This window comes from Meiothermus rufus DSM 22234, assembly GCF_000423425.1.
Taxonomy (GTDB): domain Bacteria; phylum Deinococcota; class Deinococci; order Deinococcales; family Thermaceae; genus Meiothermus; species Meiothermus rufus.
Window position 1 is genome coordinate 21,015 of the sequence record NZ_AUHY01000023.1, and the last position, 18,688, is coordinate 39,702.

Annotated in this window: 19 protein-coding genes and 2 pseudogenes; 14 read left to right on the plus strand and 7 right to left on the minus strand. The window is 62.5% G+C overall.

All coding sequences use genetic code 11. The annotated features are described in order from the left end of the window. Positions 1-3: 3 nt before the first annotated feature. Positions 4-1,353 (plus strand): MFS transporter, encoded by a 1,350-nt coding sequence (locus tag G552_RS0105780; RefSeq protein WP_027882175.1) that lies wholly within the window; start codon positions 4-6, stop codon positions 1,351-1,353. Here the strand turns inward: G552_RS0105780 and G552_RS0105785 are convergent. The 4 genes from G552_RS0105785 to G552_RS0105800 all read right to left on the minus strand — a co-directional run bounded on the left by G552_RS0105785 (position 1,350) and on the right by G552_RS0105800 (position 4,543). Beyond that, positions 1,350-1,679, minus strand: a complete 330-nt coding sequence (locus G552_RS0105785) for a DUF3208 domain-containing protein (RefSeq protein ID WP_027882176.1) — start codon at positions 1,677-1,679, stop codon at positions 1,350-1,352. The two genes, G552_RS0105780 and G552_RS0105785, sit on opposite strands and share 4 nt — an antisense overlap. Positions 1,680-1,736: 57 nt before the next feature. Then, positions 1,737-2,849, minus strand: coding sequence for an alanine racemase (gene alr, locus G552_RS0105790; protein ID WP_027882177.1), 1,113 nt, complete (start codon positions 2,847-2,849; stop codon positions 1,737-1,739). A 160-nt stretch (positions 2,850-3,009) separates the two neighbouring features. Then, on the minus strand, positions 3,010-4,170 hold the full coding sequence (locus G552_RS15815) for a DUF4382 domain-containing protein (RefSeq protein WP_027882178.1): 1,161 nt from the start codon (positions 4,168-4,170) through the stop codon (positions 3,010-3,012). 109 nt (positions 4,171-4,279) lie between these two features. After that, on the minus strand, positions 4,280-4,543 hold the full coding sequence (locus G552_RS0105800; RefSeq protein WP_027882179.1) for a hypothetical protein: 264 nt from the start codon (positions 4,541-4,543) through the stop codon (positions 4,280-4,282). A gap of 62 nt (positions 4,544-4,605) precedes the next feature. On the opposite strand from G552_RS0105800, the gene G552_RS0105805 reads away from it, so the two are divergent. Genes G552_RS0105805 through G552_RS0105815 form a run of 3 tightly spaced genes read left to right on the plus strand, consistent with a single transcriptional unit; the run spans position 4,606 to position 7,315 of the window. Then, the gene (locus G552_RS0105805; protein ID WP_027882180.1) at positions 4,606-5,532 is read left to right on the plus strand and encodes a nucleoside hydrolase; all 927 of its coding nucleotides are present in this window, start codon (positions 4,606-4,608) and stop codon (positions 5,530-5,532) included. Positions 5,533-5,540: 8 nt separating this feature from the next. Then, on the plus strand, positions 5,541-6,473 hold the full coding sequence (gene rbsK / locus G552_RS0105810) for a ribokinase (protein WP_027882181.1): 933 nt from the start codon (positions 5,541-5,543) through the stop codon (positions 6,471-6,473). 17 nt (positions 6,474-6,490) lie between these two features. After that, positions 6,491-7,315, plus strand: a complete 825-nt coding sequence (locus G552_RS0105815) for a transglutaminase family protein (protein ID WP_027882182.1) — start codon at positions 6,491-6,493, stop codon at positions 7,313-7,315. Between the two features lie 53 nt (positions 7,316-7,368). Here the strand turns inward: G552_RS0105815 and G552_RS0105820 are convergent, their stop codons facing one another. Together G552_RS0105820 and G552_RS0105825 are read right to left on the minus strand one after the other, a co-directional pair. Continuing rightward, positions 7,369-7,863: a CarD family transcriptional regulator gene (locus G552_RS0105820; RefSeq protein WP_027882183.1), complete on the minus strand. Its 495-nt coding sequence runs from the start codon at positions 7,861-7,863 to the stop codon at positions 7,369-7,371. After that, positions 7,860-8,423: a TetR/AcrR family transcriptional regulator gene (locus tag G552_RS0105825; protein WP_027882184.1), complete on the minus strand. Its 564-nt coding sequence runs from the start codon at positions 8,421-8,423 to the stop codon at positions 7,860-7,862. Before G552_RS0105825 ends, G552_RS0105820 begins: the two co-directional genes overlap by 4 nt. A gap of 250 nt (positions 8,424-8,673) precedes the next feature. Here G552_RS0105825 and G552_RS0105830 point away from each other — a divergent pair, with 250 nt between their 5' ends. The 10 genes and pseudogenes from G552_RS0105830 to G552_RS14860 all read left to right on the plus strand — a co-directional run. Next, complete coding sequence (locus tag G552_RS0105830) at positions 8,674-9,192, plus strand: metal-binding protein (RefSeq protein WP_027882185.1); 519 nt, start codon at positions 8,674-8,676, stop codon at positions 9,190-9,192. Positions 9,193-9,219: 27 nt separating this feature from the next. After that, on the plus strand, positions 9,220-9,720 hold the full coding sequence (locus tag G552_RS0105835; RefSeq protein WP_027882186.1) for a cupin domain-containing protein: 501 nt from the start codon (positions 9,220-9,222) through the stop codon (positions 9,718-9,720). 33 nt (positions 9,721-9,753) lie between these two features. Then, complete coding sequence (locus G552_RS0105840) at positions 9,754-10,902, plus strand: MFS transporter (RefSeq protein WP_027882187.1); 1,149 nt, start codon at positions 9,754-9,756, stop codon at positions 10,900-10,902. Positions 10,903-11,115: 213 nt separating this feature from the next. Continuing rightward, positions 11,116-12,588 carry an exopolysaccharide biosynthesis polyprenyl glycosylphosphotransferase gene (locus G552_RS0105845; RefSeq protein WP_084640383.1) on the plus strand — a complete coding sequence of 491 codons (1,473 nt, stop codon included), beginning with the start codon at positions 11,116-11,118 and terminating at the stop codon, positions 12,586-12,588. Between the two features lie 2 nt (positions 12,589-12,590). Continuing rightward, positions 12,591-13,367: a WecB/TagA/CpsF family glycosyltransferase gene (locus G552_RS14850; protein ID WP_036270346.1), complete on the plus strand. Its 777-nt coding sequence runs from the start codon at positions 12,591-12,593 to the stop codon at positions 13,365-13,367. An 11-nt stretch (positions 13,368-13,378) separates the two neighbouring features. After that, on the plus strand, positions 13,379-14,368 hold the full coding sequence (locus G552_RS0105855) for an NAD-dependent epimerase/dehydratase family protein (protein WP_027882189.1): 990 nt from the start codon (positions 13,379-13,381) through the stop codon (positions 14,366-14,368). Positions 14,369-14,448: 80 nt separating this feature from the next. Beyond that, entirely contained in the window at positions 14,449-15,600 is a 1,152-nt protein-coding gene (wecB, locus tag G552_RS0105860; protein WP_027882190.1) for a non-hydrolyzing UDP-N-acetylglucosamine 2-epimerase, read from the plus strand. Next, positions 15,584-16,126: a peptidylprolyl isomerase gene (locus tag G552_RS14855; RefSeq protein WP_036270348.1), complete on the plus strand. Its 543-nt coding sequence runs from the start codon at positions 15,584-15,586 to the stop codon at positions 16,124-16,126. Before wecB ends, G552_RS14855 begins: the two co-directional genes overlap by 17 nt. 13 nt (positions 16,127-16,139) lie before the next feature. Then, on the plus strand, positions 16,140-16,973 hold the full coding sequence (locus tag G552_RS0105870) for an alpha/beta hydrolase (protein WP_027882191.1): 834 nt from the start codon (positions 16,140-16,142) through the stop codon (positions 16,971-16,973). A gap of 199 nt (positions 16,974-17,172) precedes the next feature. Next, positions 17,173-18,429, plus strand: a pseudogene (locus tag G552_RS14860) (cation-translocating P-type ATPase); the annotation flags it as partial. Between the two features lie 84 nt (positions 18,430-18,513). On the opposite strand, the pseudogene G552_RS17065 reads toward G552_RS14860, so the two are convergent. Then, a pseudogene (locus tag G552_RS17065) lies at positions 18,514-18,688 on the minus strand (IS1634 family transposase); the annotation flags it as partial.

An 18,688-nucleotide genomic window follows, 5' to 3' on the forward strand; every position in this document is an offset into this window, starting at 1 on the left:
ACGATGCAACCCTACCTATCCGGACTCAGGGGATTCACACTGGTAGCCCTGGGGCAGCTAGTCTCCCTGGTGGGCAGTGGCATGAGCCAGTTCGCCCTGACCATCTGGGCCTTTGAAAAAACCGGGCTGGCCACCTCGCTGGCCCTGATGGGCTTCTTTTACATGGTGCCCCTCATTCTCATCTCCCCTTTTGCCGGGGCCTGGGTCGACCGGGGCAACCGCAAGCGGATGATGATGGTCTCGGACCTGGGGGCAGCCCTGGGCACGCTGGTGGTGCTGCTGTTGTACCTGAGCGGAAATCTGGAAATCTGGCACCTATACACGGTAGGGGTGCTTAATGGCCTGACCAGCGCCTTCCAGTGGCCGGCCTACTCGGCGGCCATCTCGACCATGGTGGATAAGAAAGATTACGCCCGGGCCAACGGCCTCCTGGCGCTGGCCGAGTCGGCCTCGGGGATTGGGGCCCCCATCCTGGCGGGCATTCTTCTGGGGCTGGTGGGGCTGGGGGGCATCCTGCTCATAGACCTCGTAACCTTCGCCGCCGCTTTCCTGACCTTGATACTGGTGCACGTACCACAACCTAAGCAGAGTGCAGCAGGGCTGGAAAGCCGTGGAAGCCTGCTTCTAGAGGCCTTCTATGGTTTCCGCTTCATCTTCGCCAGACCCAGTCTGCTAGGTTTGCAAACGGTGTTCTTGCTGGGCAATCTGGTGGCCAACCTGGGCTCGGCGGTGATGGCCGCCATGATTTTAGCCCGCACTGCCTCGAGCGAAGCCGCGCTGGCCACCGTGCAGAGCGCTGCTGGCATGGGCGGGGTACTGGGCGGCATCCTGCTTTCAACCTGGGGCGGGCCCAAGCGCAAGGTCCACGGGGTGCTTCTGGGCTGGGTCGTCTCGAGCTTTTTCGGGAGCGTGCTTTTGGGACTGGGTCAAAGCGTATGGGTCTGGGCTGTTTCCGCTTTCGTCTTTGCCCTGGTTGTCCCCATCCTGAACGGCTCCAACCAGGCCATCTGGCAGGCCAAAGTGCCGCCCGATGTGCAGGGCAAGGTGTTTTCCGCCCGGCGCATGATTGCCTGGGTCGCTGGGCCGCTGGCCATGCTGGTCGCAGGGCCCCTGGCCGACCGGGTACTTACCCCCGCCATGATGCCTGGCGGCGCACTGGTGGGTCTGTTTGGCGGCCTGGTAGGGGTAGGATCAGGGGCCGGAATGGCGTTGTTGCTGGTGTTAAGCGGACTGCTAGGGATGGCCGTAGGCCTGGGTGGCTACTTGTTCCGGGTGGTACGCGAGGCCGAAGACCTGATTCCCGACCACGACCAAGCCCCTACAAAAACCCAGCCTAGGGCCCCCGCTCCTTAGAGCGGACGCAGATCCTCCAAAAGCTGCCACCCTACTTCCTGCGGGGTGGCCTGCAGGTAGGTGTTGAGTTCCTGGCTCACCCGCTGGGCCAGCGGCCCCAGCTCCCTTGGCTCCAGCTCGGTACGCACCAACAGGGTGACCTGGTAGAACTGCTGGGTCTCGGTGGGGGTACCATCGTCGAAAAAGGCCATGGGGGCCCGCACCTTGTCGATCAACACGTGCACCTCCCCCAGTTGGCGGGGGATAGCCCCGCGAGGATCGAAGGGCAGGTCCTTGGGGTGCCACAGGTATCCCTGGAACAGCTTAATGGCTTTGAGCGTACCCACCCTTTGATTCTGCCCGAAACAAGGTCAAAGGAAAGTGGTCTCGGTCAGGCCCACACCTCAGCCAAAGGGCTCTACCCGGGCCACCTCTTCCCCCGCCCGTACATACACTCGAGGCAGCCGCGCCGCCAGCCGCACCGCTGGCTCATAGCTCACGCTGCCAGTTAGCTCGGCCCAGCCCCACAGGCTGCTGTGGGGGTCAAAGTCGGGGGTGGCCACCTCAAACACCTGCTCCAAGCCCACCGGCTCAGGAAGCCGCACGGTAATCTGATCCATCGAGACCCGGCCCACCACCGGACAGACGCAAGGCTCGAGGCTTTCGGCCCGGAAGTAGCGCACCGTGGCCCGGTTGAAGACCAGCCGGGGCATTCCGTCGGCGTAGCCCACCGGTAGGGTGGCGATCCACTCCGGGCCCTGGGTGGTATAGAGGCCGCCATAGCCGATTCTGCGCCCGGCAGGCAATTGTTTGACCTGGGTAGGCTTGGCCAGCAGACGAGCGATGGGCCTTAGACCCAGGTTGGGCAGCAGACCGTAGAGCCCGATGCCGGGTCGCACCGCACTCAGGCCGTACTGGCCATAGTTGACCACACCGGCGGTGTTGCACAGGTGGTAGAAATACCCCGGCCCAAAGACCTGTTGCACATACTGGAAGCGTTCTATCTGCTCTTTGGTCCAGGGCTCATCCTCTTCGGCATCAGCAAAGTGGGAGTAGATGCCCTGGATGAGTAGGTTTTCGTAGTGGGCAAAGCGTTCCCTGACCATGCGGGCTTCCTCGGGCTGGAAGCCCACCCGGCCCATCCCGGTATCGAACTCGAGGTGCACTGCCAGGGGCCGGCCCAGGGCGTTGAGGGCCTCGGCGGCCTCGAGGGTCGAGAGGGAGGGAATCAAGTCCAGCTCCACCACGTCCTGGGCTTCCTGGGGATGCAGGCTGCCCATCAGCAGAATCCGGGCTACAATCCCCGCCCGGCGCAGCTCGCGGGCCTCGGCGGTGGTGGCCACCGCCAGCCCCCAGGCACCCAGACGCAGCAATTCCTTGCCCACCTCCACCGCCCCGTGGCCGTAGGCATTGGCCTTGACCACCCCGATCACCTGTACCTGGCCTGCGGCCGCACGCAAAAGGTTAAAGTTATGGGCTAGGGCATCGAAATTCACCTCCAACCAGGCCGGGCGCATGGGGGATAGTTTATCGCCGATGGCCCCAGACTTGCTTGCCCGCAGGAACAGACCGCCTCACACCGCACCCTGGTGCGATGCCTGTGCTTCAGGTAATCCTTGCTAACCCGGCTTTGCCGCGGACTCAAAACCAACTTCCCCAGCGGCCTGGGGAGGCCTTTTACCTCAGTTCAATTTCCAGGCGGGTCATCCTATAGTCTTCCACCACTACCCCCGTGGCCTGCCCGCTCACCGGCGTCCCCCCCAGGGTAGCCCCCACACGCACACTGTAGAGGCCAGGAGGAAGGGTGCTGAAGACATACTGGCCCTGGGCGTCGGCCTCCTGGCTCGAAGCCACCGTGGCCTGGCTGGCATCCTTGATTTCTACCGTCACATCGCTGGGAGGGGTAGCCGGCTTGAGCGAGACCGTGATCCCGCCGGTAGGCTCAAACTCGGCATCGACCGTAGTGACGGTATTGGCGGGTACATCAAGGGTTTTCTTGCTCAGATAAACCACGTTCTCAGGTGTTTGAAGGCGGAAGGTGAAGGCGTAGGTAGCCGGCGCGGCTACTGCAGGAAAGCTATACAGGCCGTCGGCATTGGTCATGGTGAGGTAGGTATTGTCGGCGGACTTGGCCTCTACCCCCGCATCCTGCACGGCCCGGCCCCCTTTGAAGGTTACTTTGCCCTTCACCATGGCGGAAGACACATCGCCGCTGGCTCTAACCACGGGCTTCAGCATGTAGCGCCCATTGCCCGTCTGTACCAGCGAGCGGCCCAGGTCGAAGGCCAGCGTGAGGGTGGTGGTGGCCTCTACTTGCACCCTGACCCCCCCCTGGATGACCAGCTTGAGGCCGGTCTGCTGGCCGCTGGGAATACGCAGCGGCACTTTGCTGCCGTTGTTCATCACCAGGTAGACCGACTGGGCCTCCGCACCCTGTTCGAGCGGCGAAAACAGGCGGAACTGGGTGTAAACCCCTGCCGGTACTGTACCTTTCACAAGGGGTGTCGGCTGGCCTGACAAGGTCATCAGGTCGATATCGGGCCTGCCATCGCCGTCGCTATCGCCCAGCTCGGGATTAGGCGCCAGCCCAACTACCCGGCCCCCTTCACCTACCAGCTCGATGCGCTCCAGGTTCACTATTACCCTGGCTATCTGAGATAAATCGGTCTTGGGGCCACCCAGCGGGTCAGGGGTAGGAATGCCCTGCGCCAGCGAGCCGGAGAGGTTGGCCGCTACCAGCAGAACCTGAAAGTTAGGCCTAGGGGCATCGGTTGACCAAAAGCCGCAGCCGCTCAGAAACAGGGCTAGGGCGATAGGTATAAGTACGGTTGGCTTCATGGTTCCTCCGCTTCTTGGGGTTTAGGCCAACCGCAGTCTAGCCGGCAGCAATTAACCGGCGGTAAACAGGAAAGGCTGGATGAGGGAAAGTTAAAGCTTTCCCGAAGGGCTAGACCTTACGAATCTTCATGCTCTGCACCTGTCCGGTCTCGGCGTTGATGCGAAAGACCTTGTACTCGCGGGTGCGGGCCGCCTCGCCCAGGCTCAAATAGGCGGTGGGCTCGCGCACCACAAAGGAAAGGGTCACCTCCCAAAACTGGTTGTCGGGGGATAGCTCGACCTCTTCTAGCCTTAGCTCGGGAATCTGCCGCTCGGCGAACAGGGTTTGGATATACTCGGTGGCGATCTTGACCGCTTCCTTGGCGTCTATCATGGCCGCACCTCTATAGAGTTTATCCCGCTCTAGCCTAGCGAATCTGCGGTAAGCTAAAGGCCGTGCGGCGAAAGATTATTCTCGACTGCGACCCCGGCCACGACGACGCCATTGCCATTTTGCTGGCTTTGGCTAGCCCCGAGCTGGAGGTGCTGGGTATCACCACGGTTTTCGGCAACGTGGGCCTCGAGCACACCACCCGCAACGCCTTGGTGGTGCGGGAGGTGGCCGGCGTACAGGTACCCGTCTACGCCGGGGCCGACCGTCCTTTGGTGCGCGATCGCATCAGCGCTGAGGCCGTGCATGGGGCCTCCGGGCTGGGGGGCCCCCACCTGCCTACCCCTACCGGCCAGGCCGAACCCAAACACGCCGTGCTCTTCATTATCGAACAAGTGTTGCAACACCCCGGTCAGGTCACCCTGGTGCCCACCGGCGCCCTGACCAACATCGCCCTGGCTCTTCGCCTCGAGCCCCGCATCATCCCCCAGATCAGAGAAATCGTGCTGATGGGTGGCTCGATTGACATTGGCAACTGGACCCCCAGCGCCGAGTTCAATATACTGTGCGACCCCCATGCTGCCCGGATTGTTTTTGAGGCCGGGGTTCCCCTGGTGATGATGGGCCTCAACCTGACCCACCAGACCGTGGCCCACCCCGCCCGCATCGCCCGCTTCCGCGCCTTGGGTACGCCGGTAGGCCGTTTTGTGGCCGAGCTTTTGGAGTTTTTCCGCGAGCACCATAGACGGCGCTACAAGTGGGAGGGTGCCCCCATCCACGACGCCTGCACCATCGCTTACCTGCTGCGCCCCGAGCTGTTCAAAACCGGCCTGTTCAACGTGGAAATCGAGAGCAACGAAGGGCTAGCCTTTGGCCGCACGGTCTGCGACTACTGGCACGTTACAGGTAAACCCCCCAACTGCACCGTGGGGTTGGAGGTTGATGTGGAGGGCTTTTACGACCTGTTGGTCGAGCGCATCGGAGGCTACTAGGAGGAAGGATGGGCATCGTGGTGGTTGGCAGCCTCAACATGGACCTGGTGGTCAAGGTTAAGCGGCACCCCCTGCCCGGGGAAACCCTGCTGGGTTCGGACTACCAGACCTACCACGGCGGCAAAGGGGCCAACCAGGCGGTGGCCGCAGCCCGCCTGAGCCAGCGACAAGTGGTGCCGGGAAAGGGCAGTACCCCCAGTGTGGGGGTACGGATGATCGGGCGGGTGGGGCAGGACGCCTTTGGTCATGAGCTGCGCAACGCATTGAAACGAGAAGGCATCAACGTTCACGCCACCCTACCCATCGCGGCGCCCACTGGGGTGGCCTTTATCGCCGTGGACGAGGCGGGTCAGAACACCATCATCGTCTCGCCCGGAGCCAACCACCGTCTCCGGCCTGAAAACCTCACCCTCACCGAGTTCGAGGGGGCCCGGGTAGTGGTGTTACAGCTCGAGATTCCCCTCGACACCGTGCGCCGGGCCGCCGAGCTAGGCCGCCAGGCCGGGGCCACGGTGCTATTGAACGCCGCCCCAGCCCAGCGGCTGCCGGATAGGCTGCTGGAGTGCATAGACATCCTGGTGGTCAACGACAAGGAGGCCCTAGGGCTATGTGGGGTTCTGCCCGACTCGCCCGAGATGGGCCTCGAGGTGGCCCGGGAGCTAAGCCAGAAAGTCCCCAGGGTCATTGTAACCCTGGGCGAACAGGGGGCCGTCTGGGTGGGGCCGGAAGGGTCGGGCCACCAGCCTGCCCTGAGGGTGGAAGCGGTAGACGCCACCGGTGCGGGAGACGCCTTTGTGGGGGCTTTGGCGGTGGCCCTGTGCGAAGGAGAAACCCTGCCACGGGCCATCCGGTTAGGCTGTGTCGCCGGGGCTTTGGCCGTCACCCGGGTAGGAGCCCAGTCCTCCTTGCCCTCGCGCGAAGAGGTTATGGCCTGGCTTTAGCCCTAAAGCAGGGTAACGTGCGGCTATTGGTGCATCACCTTACCGAGTATACCTACCCGGAGGAAGCGCGAGACTCCTTCAACGAGCTGTGGCTCTGCCCGGTAGACGACCACCGCCAGGGCCTGCTGGACTTCCGCCTGCGTATCTTGCCTGAGGTCATACCGCGTAGTCGCCTGGACTACTTCCACAACCGGGTCTACGAGGTTCACATCACCAAACCTCACCGGCGGCTACTGGTGGAGATGCGGGCCACAGTGGTTACCTTCCCGACCCCCCGCCCTCCTGCCGTAGCGGTACAGGCCCTGCGCCCCCTAGCGGCGCGCTTCTTCGAGTTTCTGGCCCCCACCCCGCGGGTACCCCTGCACCCCAACTGGCTCGAGCTCCTAAAGCTCCGCCCTCCCGAGGCCCGCGAGGACCTTCACGGTTATCTGCTGAAGGTGACCACCCACCTTCACCACCTCTTCCGCTACGACCCTAGGGCCACCCAGCTCGACACCCCCTTGCTCCAGTTCGTACAGGGGCGGGCCGGGGTCTGCCAGGACTACGCCCAGGCCATGCTGGCAGCGCTGCGCAGCGTGGGCATTCCAGCCCGCTACGTCTCGGGCTACCTGGCCACCGGGGTGGGCTCCGAGGGCAGCCACGCCTGGGTCGAGGCTTTCGTGCCAGGGGCGGGCTGGTGCGGCTACGACCCTACCAACAACACCCCCATCACCGAGCAGTACATCAAGAAAGCCCACGGACGCGACTACGACGACTGTCCACCGCTCAAGGGGCTGCGCCGGGGTGGTGGTCAGGAAAAGCTAGTGGTGCAGGTACAGGTACTGCCCCTGCCCAACCCCTAGCCCCCAACAAGCAACCCAGGCCCTCGGGCCTGGGTTGCGCAGGGTTTTTTGCTTCAGTTAAGGCCCTCGCCCACCGCTTCTTCAAAGAGCTTGCGGGCTTCCTCGAGGCTGATCTCCAACACCTGGGCAATCTCCTCGGCCAAAAGATGCAAGGCCCGCCGCAACGCCTGGCGGTCAAGGTCAGGCAGACCCTTCTCCAGCTCCCAGGCCCTAAGCTGCCCCGCCAGGGTGGCGATGCGGAAAGGATCGCCTTCGGCCAGTATCTCGGTGGTCTTACGGTGACGGGCCGCCCACTGGCGAGGCAGCGGCAGGCGCCCTTCGCGCAGCAAGGCTAGCACCTCTTTGACCTGATCCGGCGACAAGGCCCGCCGCAAACGGGTGGTTTGTGGTGCCTCCACCGGCACATACGCTTTGGAACGGGTTCCGGGAAAGTCCACCTGGTAGTAGGACTTGTCCGAACCGGCAACCGAACGCTGGGCGATCCCCGCCACCACACCTACGCCATACGGCGGCAGCACGACCTTATCTCCTGGACGGTATTCGCTCACAACGCCACTCCTTTCAACAAAACCTCGAGCAGGTGCTCGAGGTAGACTTCCCGTGGAAACTCGAGTTGCGGGCTGCAGGCCAGCGCAGCTATGCTGGCTGCGGTAAGGCTGGTGTCCAGCTCCGGGCGCACCTCGCCTCCGGCCTTGCCATCCTGCACCAGCTTTTCCAGCAGACGCTGGTAGTGCTCGTGCATTTCTCTGAGCCAGTCTACGGTATTTACCGGTTGCGCTTCCCGCGCCACCGCAGCCCATAGGCCGCGCCACTCCTCCACCCAGGCCACGCGAAGCTGCAACACCTCGGCCAGCCGGTTTCGGAAAGAGTCTTCCCGCTCCACCACCCCTTCTACCTTACGGTAGTAGGCAAAGGTGTAGTGCTCCACCAGGGCTTTGAGTAGGTCTTGTTTATCCCGGAAATACAGATAAACCGTGCCCTTTCCGACCTCAGCCTCCCTAGCGACTTCCTCGACTTTTAGACCCGACAACCCCCGGTCTCTTAGAACTCGGATGGTTGCCTCGAGGATGGCTTCGCGTTTGGGGGCAGCCCGAGCCTCCACGGTCACGGCTACAAAGTCTATCAGAAGCCCAGAGGGTATGGATGAGACTCCCCTTTTCTCATCATTTGGTCCAGCGGAAAGTGCGTGCTGGAGGCGTAAAAAGAATATTGGTAAGCTTGCTTGAGTATTGGACAACAGGCTGGGCTCCCCAGCCAAACCCGCCCATTTTCTGTCTTTGGCAAAAATCAACAGACATTTCCAGCAAAAACATGCTTTTGCCCCTGTGACCTCGAGGCTGGCTAGGTAAACTAGGAAGGTGCCATCGGGGCGCGTGCACGAAGTCATCAACCTAAGCGTGCTGGGGCTGGCCTCGGCTGCCTACTGGATCCACCAGCAGGCCATCCCTATTCCCCAGCCCGCCGCGGTGGCCTTCGTTGGGGGGTTCCTGGTAGGAACGTTCCTGATTACCCCCGACCTAGATTTAGCCGAACAGCGGGTGCGGCCCAAGGAACGCTGGGGCTGGCTAGGATTTTTCTGGGTTCCCTATGGCTGGCTGTTTGCCCACCGGGGACTTTCCCACACCTGGGTTGTAGGCCCCCTGACCCGCCTTCTGTACCTGGGGGGGGTCGGGTTGGCTTTGTATGGGCTGGCCCACGTCCTGGCCGAATACCTGGGGCTGCGCCTCGAGCTACAGGCCCAGCTCAAAGCTCCTCCCCAGGAAATTCTGTGGGCCCTTGTGCTGGGGTACTATGCCTCGCAGTGGCTGCATCTGATGGCCGATGGCCTCTGGCCCGATAGGCCAAGGTTACCGCGCCTAGGCAGGCCCCGCCGATAGGAGCCTAGTTTGGATTCTACGAACCATATGCACAGCGCGAATTTTTGGAAAGATCAGCTCTCGCTAGAACCGCACCCGGAGGGAGGGTTCTACCGCCAGACCTACATCGCCCAGGAAAGTATCCCCCAAGCTTGTCTGCCCAGCCGCTATAGAGGCCAGCGGGCTTTTTCCACCGCTATCTACTTTCTGCTGGAGTACCCCGATTTTTCCGCCTTCCATCGGCTTAAAAGCGACGAGATATGGCACTTCTACGCTGGCCAGCCCCTCCACCTCTGGCAAATCTCGCCCCAGGGCCAGCTAAAGCACCTTCGGCTAGGCCCCGACCCCAGCCAGGGACAGGTTTTCCAGGCAGTAGTACCCGCAGGGCACTGGTTTGCGGCCAGCCTGGAGGCACCCGGCAGCTATGCCCTGGTAGGCTGTACGGTGGCCCCTGGCTTCGATTTTGCCGACCTCGAGCTGGCCTCTCGTACAGCACTGGCTGAGCAGTTTCCCCAGCACCGTGCCCTTATCGAAAAGCTCACCCGCTAATGGTCAGAAAACCGTTCAAGTTGAAAGCACCCCATGTCCTCTCCCCCAACCATCCACCTTTCTCTGGCCAGAAGAGCCATCTATCTGATTTTCTTTATCTGCGGCTTCGTTTTTGCTGCTTGGGTCTCGCGCATACCTGCTATCAAGGAAAGCCTGGGCCTCCATACGGGCGAGCTAGGGCTGGTGCTGCTGGGCGCACCGCTGGGGCTGGTTCTGGCCATGCCGCTCACCGGGGGGTTAATTGCCCAGTGGGGCAGCCGTCCGGTGCTGGTACTGTCTGCCCTAGCCAACGGCCTGTTGCTGCCGCCATTGGCCCTAGCCCCCAGCGGATGGGTACTGGCTGTAGCGCTTTTCGCTTTCGGCTTCGCCAACGCCGCTATGGACATCTCGATGAATACCCAGGCGGTGGAAGCTGAAAAACGCTATGCCCGACCGATTATGTCCAGTTTTCATGCCCTCTTCAGTCTGGGAGGCTTGGCAGGAGCGGCCCTAGGCGGTGCAGCCGCCGCAGCTGGGATAGGGCCCCTGGCATTTTTTAGCTGGGTGGCTATTGGATTGCTCCCACCCATACTCTGGGCTAGGACGCACCTGCTACCGGTCCGACCCGCGGCCCGCGGACCACGCTTCGTCTGGCCTCGAGGTGCCCTGCTGGGGCTTGGACTTATCGTATTTTGCACCGGTCTGGGGGAGGGCGCGGTCGCTGACTGGAGCGCGGTGTACATGAAGCAGGTGATCGACAGCAACGAAGCCGTGGCTGCCCTAGCCTTCTCGGCCTTCTCTTTGGCCATGGTGTTGGGCCGCCTAACGGGGGATGCCCTCACTCATCGGCTGGGCGCAGTGATGCTGGCCCGGATGGGGGGACTGCTCGCTGCCGCTGGGTTTTTCACCGTACTACTGGCTAGCCGTCCCAGTGTAGCCTTAGGAGGGTTTGCCCTGGTCGGCCTGGGTTACTGTACCCTGTTCCCCTTGGTGTTCAGCAGCGCAGGACGGGTGGCTGGGGTACCCCCTGGGGTCGCGCTGGCCTCAGTCGCCACCTTGGGCTATCTGGGCTTTTTGCTGGGGCCACCCCTTATCGGGCTGGTGGCGCACACCACCTCCCTACGGGTCTCGTTTGGGCTGGTAGCGGCTTTGGCCCTGGTCATCGCCCTGTTGGCTGGCTTGCTGCGACCCAAAACCGCATAGGCCCCGTAACTAGGCTGGGCCTGGCATTAACGTAGGTCTGCGCTCAAAAACCCCTCTTTATAGCTTGTGGGCCACGGCATGGCAGACTCTCCACAACGTTAATCTAGCGTTACCGCGTTAAAAACGCCCTATTTTGCATGGCTTTTTGCCCCAAATGCTCTACCATTCTTGTGAGAGAAGGTTTAGCGAACACCTTGCATTGAGGAGGGAACTATGGCGCAGCATGGCGCTCCTTGGATCACATCCCCCGCCGAAGACACCCTAGCCACAGCGCCAGCGGCCTGGCGAAGACCTGGCTGGGTTCCTGTCATCCTGTGGCTGAGCGATGTCTTCGCCCTCGAGCTCTCCCTCTTGCTGGCCCTGGGTGTCCATACAGGCCTTTTTACCGTGTGGCCCCAGGCCATTCCTTTAGGAGAATACACCCCCTTGGCGCTGGTCTTGACCGGATTCCCCCTGGGCTATTTCCTATGGGCCCTATATCCAGGGTACGGCCTGCACCCGGTCGAGCGTATGCGGCAAACCCTGATCATCACCACCCTGCTGTTTGGCTGTATTGGGCTGGGCCTGGCCTTGATCCCTGCCACGCAAAAATACGCAGGGGTCATGGCTCTGACAGGAGGCTTTGCCCTGTTGCTGGTTCCGCTGCTCAACGCTCTGGTCAGGGAATTGCTCATTAGGGCCGGCTACTGGGGGCAGCCGGTGGTCATCCTCGGGGCAGGTCTGACCGGGGCTATGGTGGCTCGAGCCCTCAAGCGGGATCGGTACCTGGGCTTGGTGCCGGTGGCTTTTCTCGACGACGACCCCAACAAACAGCACCGCCTAGTGGAGGGTATCCCCGTAGTGGGCGCCCTCGAGCAGGCCGAGCAGCTCAGCCGACAAGGGGTGCGTGAGGCCTTGGTGGCCATTTCGAGCATCAGCCGGGCTGAGCTTAAGGCGCTGGTTCATCGCCTGCCTTTCCTGCAGGTAATTGTGGTGCCCGACCTGGGCGAACAAACCATAGACTGGTTCATGGTGCGCGACCTGGGCCGAATCCACGGCCTTTCGGTGCGCAAAAATCTTTTACTGCCACATAATCGGGCCATTAAGTGGTGGATAGACCGGCTTTTAGGCTGGCCATTGTTTGTATTGAGCCTGCCTTTGATCGGGTTGTTGGCCCTCTGGATTCGCCTAGTAAGCCCCGGATCGCCCTTCTTTACCCAGGTTCGCGAAGGCTACAAGGGCCAGCCCATCCGGATTCTCAAGCTACGCACCATGTACCCCGACGCCGAAGAACGCCTCACGCGCTACTTGGCGGAAAACCCTCAGGCCCAAGCCGAGTGGGAGCGCACCTTCAAGCTCAAGCACGACCCCCGCATCCTACCGGGGGTGGGTTCCTTCCTGCGCAAAACCAGCCTGGACGAGCTGCCCCAACTTTACAACGTGGTGCGGGGCGAGATGAGCCTGGTAGGCCCCCGCCCTTTTCCGATTTATCACCTCGAGCGTTTCTCTCCCGAGTTTCGCCAACTGCGCTACAGCGTCCTGCCAGGCATGACCGGCCTCTGGCAGGTGCTGGCCCGTGCCGATAGCGACCTTAAGCTGCAAGAAGAGCTCGACACCTACTACATCCGCAACTGGTCGCCATGGCTAGACATATACCTTCTTTTCCGCACGGTGCTGGCCGTGTTGGGGGCCAAGGGAGCCTATTGAGGATGGAACCCAAAGTAGCGCGAACCAACGTGCTTGGCGTGGGCATCAGCGCCATTAACCTGCCTTTGGCTCTGGAAATCCTGGATACCTGGATCCAGCTAAAACACCAGACCTACGTGTGCGTTACCGGGGTACACGGGGTTATGGAGAGCCAGACCGACCCCGAATTGCGCAAAATCCACAACCGGGCTGGCCTGGTCACTCCCGACGGCATGCCCATGGTGTGGCTGAGCCGCCTGGCCGGGCATAAGCACGCGCAGCGGGTTTATGGCCCCGACCTGATGCTGGCGGTATGTGCGGCCTCGAGGGAAAAAGGCTACCGGCACTTCTTCTATGGGGGTAACCCGGGCGTGCCCGAACTGCTGCGCGACAGACTGCAAGAGCGGTTCCCCGGTTTGCAGGTGGTGGGCACCTACTCACCCCCTTTCCGCCCCCTGACCCCCGAAGAAGACGCCGCCATTGTGGCCCAGATCAACGCAGCCCAGCCCGATATCGTTTGGGTGGGTCTCAGCACCCCCAAGCAGGAGCGCTGGATGGCGGCCCACCTGGGCAAGATACAGGCCCCAGTGATGATTGGGGTCGGAGCCGCCTTCGATTTCCACGCAGGGCTCAAGCCGCAGGCCCCCCGCTGGATGCAGCAAAGCGGGCTGGAGTGGTTCTTCCGCATGCTTTCCGAACCCAAACGCCTGGCCCGGCGCTATCTGAAAAATAACCCCCGCTTTGTGCTGGCTGTGCTAATGCAATGGCTGGGCTTGCGTCGTTATCCGATGGAGAGCTAAAGGAGGTTCGAATGAAGACAGCTTTGGTTTGTGGGGCCGGTGGATTTATTGGAGGACATTTGGTCAAAAAGCTCAAGGCCCAAGGCTACTGGGTACGGGGGGTGGACCTCAAATACCCCGAGTTCTCCCCCAGTCCTGCCGACGACTTTGTACTAGGCGACCTGCGTGACCCCCGTCTGGTAGCCCAGGTCATCGACCGCCGCTTTGATGAGGTCTATCAACTGGCGGCCGATATGGGCGGGGCTGGCTTTGTCTTCACCGGCGAAAACGACGCGGCCATCATGCACAACTCGGCTCTGATCAACCTCAACGTGCTGGAAGAGTTGCGTCACAAGGGGGTGGGCAAGGTCTTTTACTCCTCCTCGGCCTGCATCTATCCGGAGTACAACCAGCTCGACCCCTCCAAACCGGTCACCGCCGAGGACTCGGCTTATCCCGCCATGCCCGACAGCGAGTACGGCTGGGAAAAACTTTTCAGCGAGCGCCTCTACTTCGCTTATCACCGCAACTACGGCCTAGATGTTCGGGTAGCCCGTTTTCACAACATCTTCGGCCCCGAAGGAACCTGGGAGGGGGGACGCGAAAAGGCCCCCGCTGCTATGTGCCGCAAGGTGGCCGAGGCCCCAGAGGGTGGGGCGATTGAGGTATGGGGTAGTGGCACCCAAACCCGCTCGTTCCTGTATATCGACGAGTGCCTGGAAGCCGTGGAACGCTTTATGAACAGCGACTACATCGGTCCCCTCAACATTGGTTCCGAGGAGATGATTAGCATCAACGACCTGGCCCGCATGGTTATCGAAATCTCCGGCAAGAACCTCTACATCCGCAATGTACCTGGCCCCACCGGTGTGCAGGGGCGCAACTCCGACAACACCCGCATCCGCGAGAAGCTGGGCTGGGCTCCCCAGCAACCCCTGCGCCAGGGCATGGAGCGCACCTACGCTTGGGTGGCTGAGCAGGTGGCCAAGAAAAAAGCTAGGGAAGCCCTGGCACAGCAATAGCCAACGGCCCCTTCTGGCAAAACCCGCTGCCCTATAAACTAGGGCATGGGCGGACCCTCGAGGAACCGCCGGAGAAGCCCATGCCTAAACATGTTGTCGTTGCTTTTGGAACCCGCCCTGAGGCCATCAAGATGGCCCCGGTGGTCTTTGCCCTGCGCCAGCAGGCCGGCATCCGCACCACGGTGCTTTCTACCGGACAGCACCGCACCCAGCTCGAGGACGCCCTGCGGGTTTTCCGCCTCGAGCCCGACGCAGACCTGCGGGCCATGACCGAGCGCCAGACGCTGCCTGCTCTGATGGGCCGCATCGTGCCAGCCGCAGCCCACAAACTTAAGGAGCTACGGGCCGATTATGTATTGGTTCATGGCGATACCCTCACCACCTTTGCAGTAACCCTGGCCGCTTTTTTCGAAGGCATTCCGGTGGCCCATGTAGAGGCCGGTCTGCGCAGCTTCAACCTGCTGGAACCCTTCCCCGAAGAGGCCAACCGTCGCCTGACCGATGTGCTAACCGACCTGGATCTACCGCCTACCCCCACCGCCAAGGCCAACCTGTTGCGGGAAGGCAAGCCCGAGCAAAACATCATCGTGACCGGCCAGACCGAGGTGGATGCCGTACTCTATGCCAGTGCGCGCGGTACCCCTCCACCCCTGCCCGAGGGTAAGCGAATCGTGGGGGTGACCATGCATCGGCGCGAGAACCTGCCCGTTATGCGCGAACTGGCCTCGGCCCTGGCACGGGTGGCCCGGGCTCACCCTGAGTGCCACTTTGTCTACCCGGTACACCTGAACCCTGCGGTGCGGGAGGCGGTCTATCCCGAGCTGGAGGGCCTACCCAACTTTGCCCTGCTGGAGCCGCTGGATTTCGGCACCATGGCAGCTTTGATGAAGCGCGCCACCCTGTTGGTCACCGACTCCGGGGGCGTGCAGGAAAGCGGGGCCACCCTGGGGGTGCCAGTAGTGGTGCTGCGCAACGTTACCGAGCGGCCTGAAGGGCTTTTGGTAGGGGCCTTGAAGCTGGCCGGAACTGACCCCGAACAAGTCTTTGCCACTGTGCATGCCCTCCTTTCCGACGAGACCGCCCTGGAAGCCATGCGCAACCGCCCCAACCCCTACGGCGATGGTCGGGCAGCCGAGCGTTGCGCCCAGGGGGTGGCCTGGCGCTTGGGCCTGGGGGAACGCCCTGCCGACTGGGAAGGCCCTGTGACCCACGCCTATGCCGGACAACCCTAAGGTTTCCCTCCTAACCGAGCTGGGTGAGATAGGCCTCGAGCTTTTCCCTCGGCAAGCCCCCCTCACCGTGGCCAATTTCCTGCGCTACGTGGATGAAGCACGCTACCAGGGGGCCAGCTTTTATCGCGCTGTGCGCGCGGACAACCAACCCCATAGCCCGGTGAAGATTGAGGTCATTCAAGGAGGGCTGGGTATGGGCCCCCACCCGGCCAAGCTGCCCCCCATCCCGCTAGAGACCACCGCCCAGACCGGCCTGCGCCACATCGACGGCACTATCTCCATGGCCCGGCTGGGCCCGGACTCAGCCCACTCGGAGTTCTTCATCTGCATCGGCGACCAGCCCGAGCTAGACTTCGCCGGGCGGCGTAACCCCGATGGGCTAGGCTTTGCCGCTTTTGGCCGGGTGGTGTGGGGCCTCGAGGTGGTGCGGCAGATTCAAGCCCAGCCCACCGGCGGCGACACCCCCCCAGTCCAGGGTCAGTGGTTGCTTAAGCCGGTTCGAATCCTGGCTGTTCGCCGCGTATAATGCCTTCATCCATATGCATCATGAAGAAGGTTATTTCCCCGCCCCGGACGGCCTAAGGCTGTTTTTCCAGGGCTGGCGGCCAAAAGCAACCGCCCGGGCCGCTGTGCTGGTGGTCCACGGGTTTGGCGAGCACAGCGGGCGGTATGGCCACCTGGCTGGCTACCTGGTTCCCCAAGGTTTTGCTGTGTATGCCCTGGATCACCGGGGGCATGGCCGTTCCCCAGGACAACGAGGGCATATCCTCCGCTGGAGCCAGTACCGGGCCGACCTCGAGCGCTTCCAGCAGGAAGTAGCCGCCTGGGAAAGCGGAAAGCCGCTTTTCCTCTACGGGCACAGCATGGGTAGCCTGATTGTGCTGGACTACCTGCTAACACAGCCCAGTAGTCTACGGGGAGCCATTGTGAGTGGGGTGTTGCTCGAGCCCGGCCAGACTGCTAAGCCCCTGCTGGTCGCCCTGGCCCGGCTCTTCTCCCAGCTCTGGCCCAGCTTCTCGCTCAAGTTGGGCCTGGACCCCCAGGCCCTTTCCCGCCATGAAGCGGTGGTACAGGCCTACCGCACCGACCCGCTGGTGCACGGCCAGGCCAGCGCCCGCTGGGGCACCGAGGTCTTGCGAATCATCCAGGCCGTCAAGGCTCGAGCCCAGGATATCCGCACTCCCCTGCTCATCCTGCACGGTGAGGCCGACACCATTAACCGGGTGGAAGGAGCCCGCTGGCTGTGGCAAAAAGTGGCCACTCCCGACAAGGTGCTGCGGGTCTACCCCGGTGGCTTTCACGAACCCCACAACGACTTAAACCAAGCCCAGGTTCTGCAGGACGTGGCAGCCTGGCTCGAGCAGCACCTTTAGCCCAATCCCCAAAACCTGGCCTCAATGGAGGTTACGTCCGGCCACCAGCGCAGTCTGACCTAGCTAAAGACCTCCGTCGTTGGGTGGCACCGGGTAGAACATAGCTGGCTCAATGAACAGGACAAACGTCCACCCCAAGAAGCTATAGCCTGGCCCGGAGGAGTCATTCTAGACGGGGGTCAAGGTGAACCGCCAGCGCATCCAGGGTCTCCGTGAACAGGAAGCCCAGCAACGCCTGCGCCTCCATGGCCCCAACGCCTTGCCAGGAAAGCCCCCTGAGGCTTTGTGGCGCCGCTTTTTGCGCCAGTTCAAAAGCCCCCTCATCTACATCCTGCTATTTGCCTTGGCGGTGGACTTTGCCGCCTGGTGGCTCGAGGATCGGCATGGCTGGCCGCTGGAGTCTTTGGTGATCGGGCTGATCTTGTTGCTCAACGCCGGGCTGGGCACCTGGCAGGAGCGAAAGTCGGAAGCCGCTTTGGGTCAGCTCAAACGCCTGGCCAGCCCACTGGTCTGGGTGGAGCGCGACGGGGTCTGGGAGCAGCGGCCTAGCTGGGCTCTGGTTCCAGGCGATCTGATCCGCCTCGAGGCTGGCGACCGCGTGCCTGCCGACGTGCGGCTGCTGGAAGGCAGCCCCCTGGTCGACGAGTCGGTTCTGACCGGGGAAAGCCTGCCAGTGGAAAAAGAAACTGGAGAAGAGCTTTTTAGCGGAACCCTGTTGGTGCGGGGTAAGGCTTTTGCCCAGGTGCTCCGCACCGGCTCCCAAAGTGCCCTGGGTAGGCTGGCCACCCTGCTGGGAGAAATACGCCCCGAGCCTACCCCCCTCGAGCGCGACCTGCATCGCTTTGGCAACCAAGTAGCCCGCTGGGTCCTGTTGCTGGCAGCTAGCTTGGTGCTGCTGGGCTTGCTCCTTGAGGGGATTGGGCGGCTTCCCCAGGTCTTTCTCTTTGCCATCGCTCTGGCAGTCGCCGCAGTACCCGAGGGGCTACCGGCGGTGCTTACCCTCACCCTCTCCCTGGGGGTAGAGCGCATGGCCCAGCGGAAGGCCATTGTGCGCAAGCTATCCGCGGTAGAGGCCCTGGGCTCGGTCACGGTTATCGCCACCGACAAGACCGGCACCCTCACCGAAAACCGCATGGAGGTACGGGCCCTGGATAGCCCCGACCCCCCCAAGGCCCAAGAGGCCCTGGCCCTAGCCAACGACGCCGACCACGGCATTGGCGATCCCCTCGACCTGGCCTTGCTACAATTCCTGGAGCAACAGGGAATAAGGCCCGAAGCGCTGCGGCAGCACCACCCTCGGCTCTCAGAGCGGGCCTTCGAGAGCAGCCACAAGTTCCAGCGGGTCACCGTACAAAGCCATCAAGGCCCGGTAAGCTACCTAAAAGGGGCACCGGAGGTCTTGCTACAGCGCTCGTCGCTGCCTGACCTCGAGCGCCAGTCCTGGCAGGAAAAAGCCCTAGCTCGACTTTGACACCGTGATCCTTGAGAACCCTTGAAACACAAGGCTTTCTTGGGCACACGGGGGTCGCGTACCACTACACTACCCGGCGGGGGTCGTCTCGGGACGTGGCAGCGGCTGGACCCGCGCCGGCGGCCGCAGGCCCACGGCCTTGAAGGCCTCGTAGGCCTGCCCGACCAGCTCGGTGCGGGTGAGGCAGGCCTCGCCGTCCAGCTCCACGGCCACGGCGTGCAGCTGCGAGAGGTCGTGGAGCACG

Bases quoted from the DNA above. Each gene is read 5' to 3' on its own strand.
- G552_RS0105870 (WP_027882191.1), top strand. From the start codon at position 16,140: ATGCATCATGAAGAAGGTTATTTCCCCGCCCCGGACGGCCTAAGGCTG.
- rbsK (WP_027882181.1), top strand. From the start codon at position 5,541: ATGGGCATCGTGGTGGTTGGCAGCCTCAACATGGACCTGGTGGTCAAG.
- G552_RS0105780 (WP_027882175.1), top strand. From the start codon at position 4: ATGCAACCCTACCTATCCGGACTCAGGGGATTCACACTGGTAGCCCTG.
- G552_RS0105835 (WP_027882186.1), top strand. From the start codon at position 9,220: ATGCACAGCGCGAATTTTTGGAAAGATCAGCTCTCGCTAGAACCGCAC.
- G552_RS0105845 (WP_084640383.1), top strand. From the start codon at position 11,116: ATGGCGCAGCATGGCGCTCCTTGGATCACATCCCCCGCCGAAGACACC.
- wecB (WP_027882190.1), top strand. From the start codon at position 14,449: ATGCCTAAACATGTTGTCGTTGCTTTTGGAACCCGCCCTGAGGCCATC.
- G552_RS14850 (WP_036270346.1), top strand. From the start codon at position 12,591: ATGGAACCCAAAGTAGCGCGAACCAACGTGCTTGGCGTGGGCATCAGC.
- G552_RS0105855 (WP_027882189.1), top strand. From the start codon at position 13,379: ATGAAGACAGCTTTGGTTTGTGGGGCCGGTGGATTTATTGGAGGACAT.
- G552_RS0105800 (WP_027882179.1), bottom strand. From the start codon at position 4,543: ATGATAGACGCCAAGGAAGCGGTCAAGATCGCCACCGAGTATATCCAA.
- G552_RS15815 (WP_027882178.1), bottom strand. From the start codon at position 4,170: ATGAAGCCAACCGTACTTATACCTATCGCCCTAGCCCTGTTTCTGAGC.
- G552_RS0105840 (WP_027882187.1), top strand. From the start codon at position 9,754: ATGTCCTCTCCCCCAACCATCCACCTTTCTCTGGCCAGAAGAGCCATC.
- G552_RS14855 (WP_036270348.1), top strand. From the start codon at position 15,584: ATGCCGGACAACCCTAAGGTTTCCCTCCTAACCGAGCTGGGTGAGATA.
- alr (WP_027882177.1), bottom strand. From the start codon at position 2,849: ATGCGCCCGGCCTGGTTGGAGGTGAATTTCGATGCCCTAGCCCATAAC.